11 protein-coding genes are annotated in these 13003 nt (G+C 31.7%); all 11 read right to left on the reverse strand.

Going from position 1 to position 13003, the window contains the following annotated elements; genetic code table 11:
* Nucleotides 1–9: 9 nt before the first annotated feature.
* The 11 genes from HSACCH_RS10225 to ruvB all read right to left on the reverse strand — a co-directional run bounded on the left by HSACCH_RS10225 (nt 10) and on the right by ruvB (nt 13002).
* The gene (locus HSACCH_RS10225; protein WP_005489673.1) at nt 10–2157 is read right to left on the reverse strand and encodes a RelA/SpoT family protein; all 2148 of its coding nucleotides are present in this window, start codon (nt 2155–2157) and stop codon (nt 10–12) included.
* A gap of 39 nt (nt 2158–2196) precedes the next feature.
* Complete coding sequence (locus tag HSACCH_RS10230) at nt 2197–2709, reverse strand: adenine phosphoribosyltransferase (protein WP_005489674.1); 513 nt, start codon at nt 2707–2709, stop codon at nt 2197–2199.
* Entirely contained in the window at nt 2699–4921 is a 2223-nt protein-coding gene (recJ, locus tag HSACCH_RS10235) for a single-stranded-DNA-specific exonuclease RecJ (RefSeq protein WP_005489675.1), read from the reverse strand. The genes HSACCH_RS10230 and recJ overlap by 11 nt, the downstream gene beginning before the upstream one ends.
* Nucleotides 4922–4949: 28 nt before the next feature.
* Nucleotides 4950–6614, reverse strand: a complete 1665-nt coding sequence (locus tag HSACCH_RS10240; RefSeq protein ID WP_005489676.1) for an AarF/UbiB family protein — start codon at nt 6612–6614, stop codon at nt 4950–4952.
* A 79-nt stretch (nt 6615–6693) separates the two neighbouring features.
* Entirely contained in the window at nt 6694–7554 is an 861-nt protein-coding gene (secF, locus tag HSACCH_RS10245; RefSeq protein WP_005489679.1) for a protein translocase subunit SecF, read from the reverse strand.
* 4 nt (nt 7555–7558) lie between these two features.
* Nucleotides 7559–8767, reverse strand: coding sequence for a protein translocase subunit SecD (gene secD / locus HSACCH_RS10250; protein ID WP_005489680.1), 1209 nt, complete (start codon nt 8765–8767; stop codon nt 7559–7561).
* 29 nt (nt 8768–8796) lie between these two features.
* Nucleotides 8797–9342, reverse strand: coding sequence for a signal peptidase I (gene lepB / locus HSACCH_RS10255; protein WP_005489681.1), 546 nt, complete (start codon nt 9340–9342; stop codon nt 8797–8799).
* 33 nt (nt 9343–9375) lie between these two features.
* The gene (gene yajC, locus HSACCH_RS10260; RefSeq protein ID WP_005489682.1) at nt 9376–9687 is read right to left on the reverse strand and encodes a preprotein translocase subunit YajC; all 312 of its coding nucleotides are present in this window, start codon (nt 9685–9687) and stop codon (nt 9376–9378) included.
* A 106-nt stretch (nt 9688–9793) separates the two neighbouring features.
* Complete coding sequence (gene tgt, locus HSACCH_RS10265; protein WP_005489683.1) at nt 9794–10906, reverse strand: tRNA guanosine(34) transglycosylase Tgt; 1113 nt, start codon at nt 10904–10906, stop codon at nt 9794–9796.
* A 2-nt stretch (nt 10907–10908) separates the two neighbouring features.
* Entirely contained in the window at nt 10909–11952 is a 1044-nt protein-coding gene (gene queA, locus HSACCH_RS10270; protein WP_005489684.1) for a tRNA preQ1(34) S-adenosylmethionine ribosyltransferase-isomerase QueA, read from the reverse strand.
* Nucleotides 11953–11994: 42 nt separating this feature from the next.
* Nucleotides 11995–13002: a Holliday junction branch migration DNA helicase RuvB gene (ruvB, locus tag HSACCH_RS10275; protein WP_005489685.1), complete on the reverse strand. Its 1008-nt coding sequence runs from the start codon at nt 13000–13002 to the stop codon at nt 11995–11997.
* Nucleotide 13003 lies beyond the last annotated feature (1 nt).

A 13003-nucleotide genomic window follows, 5' to 3' on the forward strand; every position in this document is an offset into this window, starting at 1 on the left:
CTCCCCCTATTAAGCGGGTTTTGCCCGACTCACATTAAGAACACCTGATATTGATTCTATTTTTTTCATTATATCGTACATATGCTCTGTTGAACTCAATTCTAATGATAAATTAATCACAGCTCTATTTTGATCGTTGGTTCTAGCCATAACTGACAGTATATTAACTTTTTCTTCTTTGATAATATGAGTAACATCGTTCAGCAGCGCACTTTTATTAACTGCTTCAATTCTCAAGTCAACCTGATAAGATTCAGTTCGACCACGTTCCCAACTTACATCTATAATTCTTTCTGGTTCACTTTCAGCAAGGTTTTTTAAATTTTTACAATCTTTTCTATGAACTGAAACTCCTCTACCCCTAGTGATATATCCAACTATATCATCACCCGGAACAGGATTACAGCATTTGGCCATTCTAACCAGCATTTCTTCCATTCCCTTAACTGATATTCCTTTATCAACTGAAGATTCTTTGCGCTGATTAGATTTTTGTTTTTTCTCCAAATCTTTTTCTGGTTCATAATCTTTAAACTTACTAACTATCTGTTTAGGACTAATATTACTATATCCAAGCTCTTCTAATAAATCATCAACATCTTTTCGTCCCAAGTCTTTAGTTATTTCCTTTAATTCTTTTTCTTTTTCTTTTTCACTTAATTTAATATTGTGTTTTTCTAGATGTTCATCTAAAATACGATGGCCTTTTTCTATTATTTCATCTCGACGCTGCTTTTTAAACCAGTGTTTAATTTTACTTCTAGCCTTAGAAGTTTTAACAAATTTCAACCAGTCACGAGAAGGACCATTGCTTTTTTTAGAAGTTAAGATCTCTACAATATCACTGTTTTTTAGCTTATATTCTAAAGGAACAATTTTACCATTAACTTTAGCTCCTACACAGCGATGTCCAACCTCAGTATGAATATGATAAGCAAAATCTACAGGTGTTCCGCCTCGAGGAAGAGAAACTACATCCCCTTCTGGTGTAAATACAAAAACCTCATCTTCAAAAAGATCAATTTTTAAGGTTTCCATAAATTCCTGAGGTTCTTGCAGATCTTTCTGCCATTCTAGAAGTCTTCTCAACCAAGATAGTTTTTCTTCAAATTTTTCATCGCCAACTTTACCTTCTTTATATCTCCAGTGAGCAGCGATACCATATTCGGCAGTTTTATGCATTTCATAAGTTCTGATCTGAACCTCTAATGGATCTCCATTAGGGGCAATTACTGTTGTATGAAGAGATTGATACATATTAGATTTAGGCATTGCTATATAATCTTTAAATCTACCAGGCATGGGTTTCCATATTTCATGAATAATCCCCAGCACCTCATAACACTCTTTAACATTTTCTACAAGCACTCTAACAGCTGTCAAGTCATAAATCTCATCAAATTCTACTTCTTTACGTTTCATTTTATTATAAATACTGTAAAGATGTTTAGGTCGACCATATATGTCAGCCTCAATATCATGATTTTTAAGAGTTGATTTTAAAGTTTCAATAGCTTCTTTAATATCTTTTTCTCTTTGTTTGCGATTAGCCTGAATTTTATGTGAAACCTCATAATAAATCTCTGGCTTTAAATATCTGAAAGATAAATCTTCTAACTCCCATTTTATTTTTGACATTCCAAGACGATGAGCAAGAGGAGCATAAATTTCTAGAGTTTCTTTAGATTTTTCCTTGCGTTTTTCCTTTTTTAGATAATTAAGAGTTCTCATATTATGCAGTCTATCAGCAAGTTTTATTAATACAACTCTTATATCTTCTGCCATAGCTACAAACATTTTTCGCAGACTTTCTGCCTGCTGATCTGCTTTGGTTTTAAACTGCATTCGAGTTAGCTTTGTGACTCCATCCACAATATGTGCTACTTCTGCTCCAAATTCTCTTTCAATTTCTTCACTGCTAATACCAGTATCTTCTACAACATCATGTAATAAAGATGCTACTATTGAAACAATATCCAGTTCCAAATCAGCGAGAATTATAGCTACTCCAAGTGGGTGTTCAACAAAAGGTTCCCCAGATACTCGATATTGTTCGTCATGAGCATCATCAGCATATTTATAAGCCTTTTCAACCATAGCTAAATCTGGATTATCCATATATAATTTAATTTTATCTAATAAGATATCTAATTCCATCTATATTTATACTCCTTTAATTAACTAGAAGCAAAAAAATTATTCAATTAATAATGACTTAACCTCATAATCTTTTAAAACTTCTCTTCCGTCAAGTGCATCTAATTCTAATAAAAATGCACAACCAACAACTTCTCCGCCTAACTCTTCTATCATTTCTGTTGAGGCAAGAGTAGTTCCGCCTGTAGCAAGTAAATCATCTACAATCAGAATCTTATCTCCTTCAGAAACTGCATCCTTATGTATTTCAATTTCATTTTTTCCATATTCTAATTCATAAGATTTCTTTAATACATCATGTGGTAATTTCCCCGGTTTTCTAATCGGAATAAAACCTTTATTAAGTTCTATAGCTAAAGGTGTTCCAACTAAAAATCCTCTGGCCTCTATTCCCACCACATAATCAATATCATAATCTCTAAACATATCTGCCATTTTTTCGATGGCCTCTTTAAGTGCTTCCTTATCCCTTAAAAGCGGAGTTATATCTTTGAATAAAATCCCTTCTTTGGGGAAATCCGGAATATTTCTTATTTTGTCACTAAGATTCATTTTTATCCTCCTTAAAATTAGATACATTTGTTATCAGAGCAAATAGATTATTTTTGAAAATAATATCTTTAAATTCCATAAAATTATCCATTCGCCTGGATAATTTATTATATCGTACTGAGCCTTTAAAGTCCAATTCATTTTTAGAATTTGCAGCCAATTCTTTCTGCTTCAGATATTCAATTAATTTAATGTTATAATTAATATCTGATTTTGAAAACATAAGAATAACTTTATTTATCTTATTTTTATTATTATTTTTATAATCTTTAAGAATTTTATAAAATTGTTCAAAAGAAAAAGGGAGTGAATAGAAAATCAAATGAGAAAAATCTTCTTCTAATTTATACTGACTACCAAAAAAGTAATGCTGCTGAAAAACTTTTTTTAAGCTGTCTTTTTCTTTTTTATAATTAATATACACTGCTGCTTTCCTGATAGCTTTATTATCTAAAAGTTTATTTAATTTCTTATTTTTATCTCTAAAATTTCTATAATCATAAAAAGAATATTTGTTTTCTTCAAAAACTAAGGCTGTAGAAACATTATTTTCAATACGGTAATCATCAACTTTAAGTTGTATATTTTCTTGACCCTGCCAACGATTAATTTCTGGTTGAGCTATCAGATCAAATTTATTATTTGAAATTTCAGCAGCTTTATCTCCTAAATTAAAAGCTACAGCCTGAATACCATTCTCTAAATAAATCTTAAGATGCTTATCTTTTTTACCCATTTGATAACATTGTCTGCTTTTTAAATTTTGAAAAAGAAATTTAGGAGCAGGATTTGCAATACCGAATGGTCTAAATTTTTCTAAACTAGAAATGAATTCCTTGCTGATTCTTGAAATATCAAAATTTAAATCAATTCTTTTTCTTTTAAAATAATCCTCTTCAGTTAAGTTTTTAAATAAATATTCTTTGAATTTATCTTTAAAGCTTTCAATCTCAGAGCTTTTTATACTCAAACCAGCTGCTGCTTTATGCCCCCCAAAATTCAACACTTTAGATTGACAGTGTTTTAAAGCTTGATAAATATTTAAAGAAGAAATACTGCGGGCTGAACCTTTAGCAGTACCTTTTTCTTTATCTACCGCAAATAAAATCACCGGCAAGTTATATTTTTCTAATAATCTGGAAGCTACAATCCCAATTATTCCAGAATGCCATTCTTTATCAAATAATATAATAGATTTTTCGCTTTCTAAATTTATATTATCAATTTTATTTTCGGCTTCTTGATAAATTATTTCTTCCTGCTGCTGTCTCTGTTTATTAATTTTTATGAGTTTTTTGGCAATTGATTTTGTTTCTTCTAGATTTTCACTAATTAAAAGCTTTAACGCTTCTTCAGCATCGCAAATTCTACCGGCGGCATTTAAAGGTGGTGCAATTATAAAACCAATCTGCCCTGCACTAAGATTGTTTTTACTAATCTTTAGCTCTTCAATAAGAGTTTTAAGTCCAAGTACTTTATCTTTGTTTATCATTTTCAAACCATTTTTAACAAAGATTCTATTTTCATTCTTCAATGGTGCAATATCAGCAACTGTCCCTAAAGCAACAATTGGCAGAAGCTCTTCGTTCATTCTTGTAGTGCTCTCACCATTTAGAGCCTGAACTAATTTGTAAGCAGTGCCAACACCTGCAATTTCTGAAGCAAAATAATTATCACTTTCAACTAGGTGGTGGTTAAGAATTGCTAATGCATCAGGTAATTTTTCAGCAGGAGTGTGATGATCAGTTATTATTAAATCTACTCCTTTTTCTTGAAGATATTTAGCTTCATTAAAAGCTGTAATTCCACAATCCACCGTTATAATCAAGTTAACATCATTTTTAACAATTTTTTTTAAGGATTTAGTATTTAAACCATAACCATCTTTTATTCTATCTGGAAGAAAGTATTGAAGATCAATTCCATATTCACTTTTAAAAAACCTATATAAAACTGCTGTTGAAGTTATTCCATCTACGTCATAATCTCCATAAATTAAAATTTTTTCATTTTGCTCTACTGCTTTTTTAATTCGTTTAACTGCTTTATTCATTTCCGGAAGTATAAAAGGATCACTCAAATATTTCAAATCTGAATTCAAATATATTTCCTTTTCTTTTTTAGTATTAATATTTCGCTCAGATAAAATTTTATCTAAAAAATCTATTTTTTTGTTTTCTTGAAAAGAAGATAAATTCCATATTTTTTCCATTAATTATCACCAATATTTTATAATTTATTTAGTATTTTCCAGACCTGAAGATTGAAATAACCAAAAGAAGTCCCAAAACACCAGCAAAAGAATAACCAATAAAACCAAGAAGCGGAATATTAAAGATACGAGGCTCCATATTTGTTTGAATTAATAAAGTTGATCCAATTATTAAAGAAGCAATTATTAAACTCATTGACAAACGATTCGAAATAATATCAAGTCTGGAAATTAGATTTTCCAGATTTGTATGCCTAAAATTAATAGTGAAATCATCTTCTTCAAGCTTTCTTAAAATAGATTTAAGCTGACTGTTAAATTCATATTTTTTGCGTCCCAACTTCCAAATTTCAGAACCAACTCTGGAAATGATCTTATCAAACTGCATTCGATCATCTAAAATCTCCGAAATAAAATCTTTTCCTACTTCAACCACATTAAAATCAGGATCCAGATCCTGTCCTACTCCTTCACTGACTGCAATAGCTCTAAATAACAAAAAGAAATCCTGAGGCATTCTTATCTGATGTTCATAAATAAAATACTGTAGATCTTCAAAAACAGCTTTAATTTCAATGTTTTCAAGATCAGTACCATAATATCTATCCAGAATTTTTTCCATATCAAGCTGAAATCTTCTTCTATTAAAATTATCAGGCTTAGTCCCCAGTATTAAAATAACATCCATTAAAACATTTATTTTTTTATTAATTAATGCATAAAAGAGTAGAGCCATTAAATCTCTATCTTCTTCAGTAATTCTACCTACCATTCCAAAATCTACATAGGCAATTGTTTTTTCACCTGTAATAAAAATATTGCCTGGATGAGGATCAGCATGAAAAAAACCGTTAATTAAAACCTGCCTCATTAAAGCTTTTGCTCCTAGTTCTGCAATAAATTTATTGTGAGGATGATTTTGATCAACTTCTCTCAGTTTAATCCCTTTAATTTCTTCCATAATTAAAACATTGACTGTAGAAATCTCAGAATACACTTCTGGAGCTGTAATATAAGGATTATCAACAAAATCACTGCGAAAACGAATGATATTTGCCATTTCACCTTTGAAATTTAATTCGTCTTTTATTGTCCGCTTAAATTCCTGTATTATTTCTAAAGGACGAATTATAGAATTAAACAGATTTCTTTCTTCCGCTTGTTTGGCAAGGTTTTCCATAATCTCTACATCAACACTGATTTTTTTATCAATACCAGGTCTTTTGACTTTCATAATTGCTGCTTTATTATTTTTTAAAACAACTTTGTGAGTTTGACCAATTGAAGCTGCAGCTTCAGCTTCTTTATCTATTTTTATAATCTCTTCTTGATACTTATCTCCAAGCTCATTTTTTAAAAATTCTTCAATAACTTCAAATTCTTCAGGTGGAACTTTGTCCTGCAGTTTGCGCATTTCAGCTATAAACACAGGCGGAAATATATCAGCTCTGGTACTTAATAATTGTCCTAGTTTAATATAGGCAGGACCTAATTCCTGCAGAACTTCTCGTATTTTAACCGCAAGCATTTTACCGGTAGGCCTCTCACCAGTATTTATTCTTTTTCTAAATGGTAAATATTTATTCAATTCTAGCTGAGAAATTATAAAACCAAGCCCATTTTTAACAAGGATTTGTGCAATTTCACTGTAACGCTGAAAATGCCTATAATGTTTGGGTAAGTTCATATCCATTTTTATCACAGCCTTTTTTAAAGATAGAAACCCCTCCAAGCTTAAGGAGGGGTTTATAATCTAAAGTATTTTCTAATTATTATTTGCTGATTTTTTCCTGCCAGGTAACCAATAAAGGACTGGCCACAAAAATTGACGAATATGTACCAGCAAACATACCAATAAAGAGAGCTAACATGAATGTCTGAATAGAAGCTCCTCCAAAGAAATAAATAGCTAAAATAGTTATTAAAGTAGTTATTGAAGTATTAATAGATCTTGGAAGTGTATCAACAACAGCAGTATTTGCCTGTTCAACAAATGGAACCTTATGCATTAGCTTCATGTTTTCTCTAATTCTATCAAAAATAACAATAGTATCATTAATAGAATAACCAACTATGGTTAATAGTGCTGCTACAAAAGGTGTATTTACTTCTCTACCTAAAATAGCAAATATTCCTAGTGTAATTAAAACATCATGCATTAAAGTAATTATAGATACTACTGCAAACCTAAATTCAAATCGGAAACTAATATAAGCAACTATTGCAATAGAAGCAGCTATCAAAGCTAGTAAAGCATTAATCCTCAACTCTCTACCAATAGTTGGTCCAACCATTTCTGTTCTAAGCATTTCAGCAGAATTAAATTCAGCCTTTATTGCATTATCAATTGCTACTATTTCTTCAGATTCTAAAGTTTTGGTTCTAATAATTATACCATTTTCACCTGAACCTTCAGAATGCTGTATTTTACTATCTTCAGCTATTTCAATTCTTTCTAAAACAGCTCTCACTTCTTCGGTAGTAATATCATCTTCCACACCAAATTCCATTAGTGTTCCACCGTTAAAATCAATACCTAGATTTAAACCATTAATTAGTAAAAACAATAAGCCAATTGCAATAATTACAATTGAAACTGTATACCATATTTTTCTCTTTCCTAAAATATCCACTTTATTACCCCTTTCTGACCCCGAAAGATTTATTTTCACGTAATAATTTACTACCTGCAAATATATCAATTACATTTCGTGTTACAAAGAAGGCAGTAAACATACTGACAATAATACCTATGCCAAGTGTTACAGCAAAACCTCTTACTGTACCACTAGTAAAATAGGCCAGAATAAGAGCTGTCATAATAGTAGTTACATTAGCATCAATAATAGTTGTATATGCTCTTCTAAAACCAGAATCAATTGCTGCTCTTAGTGTTTTTCCAGATTTAAGTTCATCTTTAATCCGTTCGAAAATAATAATGTTGGCATCAACTGCCATACCTATAGAAAGTATTAAACCAGCAATACCAGGCAAGGTTAAAGTTGCTTGTAAACCGGCCATTGTTCCCATTAAGATCAAACCATAAATAGCTAAAATTACAGCAGCTAATACACCTGGAAATCTATAATAAAATACCATATATATAGCTACTAAAAGTAAACCAATCAATCCGGCTCTAATACTTTTTTGAATAGAAATGGAGCCAAGGGTTGGTCCAACTGTTCTGGTTTCAATTACTTCAACCGGTACTGGAAGCGCACCCTCTCTAATAAGTATTGCATCTTCTTCAGCAGCCTGAATACTATCATAACCTGTGATTTGACCTCTCTCTTCAATTACAGCTTGGACTGTTGGATTAGTCAATCTTTCATCATCTAAGTAAATACCAATTTTTTCTCCAATATATTGTCTGGTTATATTCGCAAATTTTTCAGAACCTTCATCATTTAAAGTAAATGCGATAACAGGTCTTCCATACTGATCGTGATCTGCTCTTGCATCTTTAACCGCTTCCCCAGTCATCAACACTTCTCCAGCAGAATTTCGGAAAGTTAACATTGCAGTCCTACCGATTGTATTAATAGCTTCATTTGGACTATCAACAGCTGGTAATTCTACGATAATCCTGTCACTTCCCTCACGCTGAATTAAGGGCTCACTTAAACCCAACTGGTTAACTCGACGCTCAATTACACTTTGAATCCCTGACATAACCGTATCATTTATTTCTCTTTCTTCTGTTGGTTGGGCCTGTAAAACTATATGGGCTCCCCCTTGTAAATCAAGTCCTAAATTAATCCCATGCTGAAAATATAAAAATGCAGCAAAGGCCATTATAGCTAAAATAATAATTAATTTAATTCTTCTTTTTTGTTTATACCTCATTAAATAAATGTCCTCCTAACAATAAACAATTAGTTTTCAAATGATAAATTGTATTCCTGATGATCTATTATTCTCATTTCAGTCAAAGGCCAGTAAACCCAGAAAGCTTTGCCTGAAATATCATCATATTCTACAAATCCCACAACACTGCCAAATCTACTGTCAGCACTATGATTTCTGTTGTCACCTAATACAAAAACACTTTGCTCCGGTATTTCATAAGGGCCAAAATCTCCAATCATTTTTTCTGGTAAATAATTTTCTTCTAAGGCTTCACCATTAACATAAGTGGTCCCATCTTTTATATAAACGGTATCACCTGGTTTACCAATTACTCGTTTAATATATTTTTGACCTGGTGATCCTTTTGGAGTAAAAACTATTATGTCTCCTCTTTCAGGTGGATGAAATCTGTAGATAAATTTATTGACAAATAACCTCTCACCATCTTGAAGAGTATTAGCCATTGACCTTCCATCTACTACAAATGACTGGGCAACAAATGTAATGATAAAAAAGGCCAATATACCGGCTATTACTAGTGATTGTAAAAATTCTTTAACTGCACTTTTCAAATTATACCCCCCAGTTCCTTACTAAATCAATTATTATTTATCATTCTCATTTTTCTCGGTGATCTCTTCTTTTTTACTACTGCTGCTTTTTTCTTCTACTTTAGACACAGCATTTTTTATAAAATCAATATCAACATTTGAAGAAACTCTGACTCTAATGTTATTGTCATTGATTTTTATAATCTTACCTTTGATACCACCAATTGTGACTATCTTATCACCAACACTTAAATTATTTAACATATTCTGATGTTCTTTTTTCTGCTTTTGCTGAGGTCTAATTAAAAAGAACCAAAAAATACCGAAAATTAAGACCCATGGTAAAATTGCGTATAAATATTCCATTTACTATCCTCTCCTAATTAAATTTTTTCTCTCATAACTATTTCAACAATAAATATGATATTCCTGCTAAAATAGAAATATTATTTCAAAAAATATTTAAAATGGTTTATTTTAATTCATATTTATCATAAAATTCTTCTCTAAAATCAATAAATTTATCATTTCTAATTGCTTCTCTTATTTCTTCTGAAAGTTTTAACATAAAGTATAAATTATGATAAGTGGTTAATCTTACTCCTAAAATTTCATTTCTTTTAATTAAATGTCTTACATAGCCACGACTATAATTCTGGCAGACATGACAGTCACATTCTGAATCTAATGGAGTAAAATCTTGTTTATAGGTTGCATTTCTAATTGTTTTTCTACCTGAATGAGTAAATATCTGCCCATGACGAGCAATTCTAGTTGGCATTACACAGTCAAACATATCAATTCCATGATAAATACCTTCAATTAAATCTTCAGGAGTCCCAACTCCCATTAGATAACGTGGTTTATCTTTTGGCATCAGAGGAGTTGTGTGATCTAGCATTTTATACATTTCATCCTTAGTCTCTCCAACACTCAAACCACCAATCGAATAACCTGGAAAATCTAATTTTGTTGTTTCTTCAACACTCTGTTTTCTAAGCTCTGGATAAACACCACCTTGAATGATGCCAAATAAGGCCTGATTTTCTACACCTTCCATTTCCTTTTTACATCTCTCTGCCCAACGCAGAGTCCTATTTAATGAATTTTCTACATATTCTTTTTCAGCTGGATATGGTGGGCATTCATCAAAAGCCATTACAATATCAGACCCTAAATTTTTCTGAATCTGCATTGACTTCTCTGGCGAAATAAAGTGTTTGGATCCATCTAAATGAGATTGAAAATAAACACCTTCTTCTTCGATTTCTCTTAAATCAGCCAGCGAAAAAACTTGAAAACCTCCACTATCAGTTAAAATAGGACGATCCCAATTCATAAATTGGTGCAGACCACCAGCCTTAGCTATTAATTCATCACCGGGTCTTAAATAAAGATGGTAAGTATTACCCAAAATTATTTGAGAACCAATCTCTTTTAATTCTCTCGATGACATTGCTTTTACAGTTGCTTGAGTCCCTACAGGCATAAAAATTGGTGTTTGAATTTTACCATGATCTGTAGTTATTTCACCCAAGCGTGCTTTAGATCTCTTGTTTTCTTTGAATAATTTGAAATCAAACAAAATTAATCTTCCTTCCTATTTAAAATCAACATCGCATCTCCCAAGCTGAAAAATCTATACTCTTCTTCTACGGCCTTTTGATAGGCATTTAAAACAAATTCTTTACCAGCTAGAGCAGAAACAAGCATTAAAAGTGTAGATTTAGGTAAATGAAAATTAGTTATTAAAGAATCGATAACTTTAAATTCATAACCTGGATAAATAAAAATATCTGTCCAACCTTTATATTCGCTTAATTCATCCGTCTGAGCAGCAGATTCTAAAGTTCTGGTAACCGTAGTCCCGACCGCAACTACTTTATTACCATTTGCTTTAACTTTTTTTATCTTATCTACTGTAGCAGCAGAAATTTCTGCATATTCTTCATGCATTTCATGATCTTCTATATCTTCACTTTTAACCGGCCTAAATGTTCCTAGCCCTACATGAAGAGTAATATAATCTAAGATAATACCATATTCAGTTAACTCTTCTAAAAGACGATCAGTAAAATGCAATCCAGCTGTTGGAGCAGCAGCAGAACCTTTCTTTTTACTGTAAACTGTCTGATAACGCTCAGGATCATCTAATTTCTCATTAATATAAGGGGGTAATGGCATCTCACCTAGCTGGTTTAAAACTTCTTCAAAATCATAATTATTCTGATTCCAGCTAAATTCAACAATTCTACCTCCGAAATCTGTATATTCTACAACTTCTGCTTCCAGGATATCTTCAAAATTAATTTTCACACCCTTTTTGGCTCTACGACCAGGTCTGACTAAAACTTCCCAACGTCCCTCAGCTAATTCATTTAGTAATAAGAGCTCAATTTCTGTACCTGTTGGAATTTTAGCTCCATATAGTCTTGCTGGGATAACTCTGCTGTTGTTCATAATAATCATATCGCCAGGATCTAAATGATCTTTCAAATTTTTGAAAACATTCTCTTCTATTGTGTTTTCCTGTGGATTTAAAACCATTAATCTTGATTCATCTCTTTTAGGAAGTGGTTTTTGAGCAATTAATTCTTCCGGAAGATGATAATCAAATTCTTCTACTTTCATTAAAAATAACCTCCAAAAAGATTTGCATTATCCAATATTTTGTTATTCTATTTCTTCTTTAATATTTAAATGTTGATAAGCTTTTGTAGTTGCAGTTCTGCCTCTTGGTGTTCTTTCCAAGAATCCTAGCTGCAGCAAATAGGGCTCATATACATCTTCTATTGTTTCTGTTTCTTCACTGATAGCAGCCGCTAAAGTGTTGAGTCCAACAGGGCCACCTCTAAATTTAAGCATAATAGTTTTTAATAATTTATGATCAATTCGATCAAGGCCCAGCTCATCAATCTCCAGCAGTTTTAAAGCAGAATCCACAACTTCCCTGTTAATTATACCATTTGCTTTTACTTCTGCAAAGTCTCTTACTCTTTTTAAGAGACGATTAGCAATTCGAGGGGTACCACGAGAACGGCGTGCAATCTCTAAAGCCCCATGATTAACGATGTCAACATTTAATATATCTGCAGATCTAATAACTATTTCCTGAAGCTCTTCCTGCTTATAAAATTCTAATCGATTAATAACCCCAAATCTATCTCTAAGCGGTGAACTAAGCCTACCTGCTTTAGTTGTTGCACCGACAAGCGTAAAAGGTGCAAGGTCAAGTCTAACAGAACGTGCACTTGGACCCTTGCCAATTATTATATCCAGACAATAATCTTCCATAGCCGGATATAAAATTTCTTCAACCATTTTATTTAAACGATGAATTTCATCAATAAATAAGACATCACTTGGTTGTAAATTAGTTAAAATAGAAGCTAAATCTCCTGGTCTTTCGATTGCTGGCCCAGAAGTTTGATGAATATTTACACTTAATTCATTTGCTATAATATTTGCAAGAGTAGTTTTACCTAAACCAGGAGGTCCATATAACATAACATGATCTAAAGCTTCTTTGCGATCACGCGCTGCCTGAATAAAAATTTTTAATTTTTCTTTTGTTTTGCTTTGGCCTACATATTCTCCTAAACTTAAAGGCCTTAGACCTCTATCAACAGTATTATCATCCTTTTTCTTTTTTGGAGAAACAACTCGTCTTTCATTTTCCATT

Source organism: Halanaerobium saccharolyticum subsp. saccharolyticum DSM 6643, assembly GCF_000350165.1.
GTDB lineage: Bacteria > Bacillota > Halanaerobiia > Halanaerobiales > Halanaerobiaceae > Halanaerobium > Halanaerobium saccharolyticum.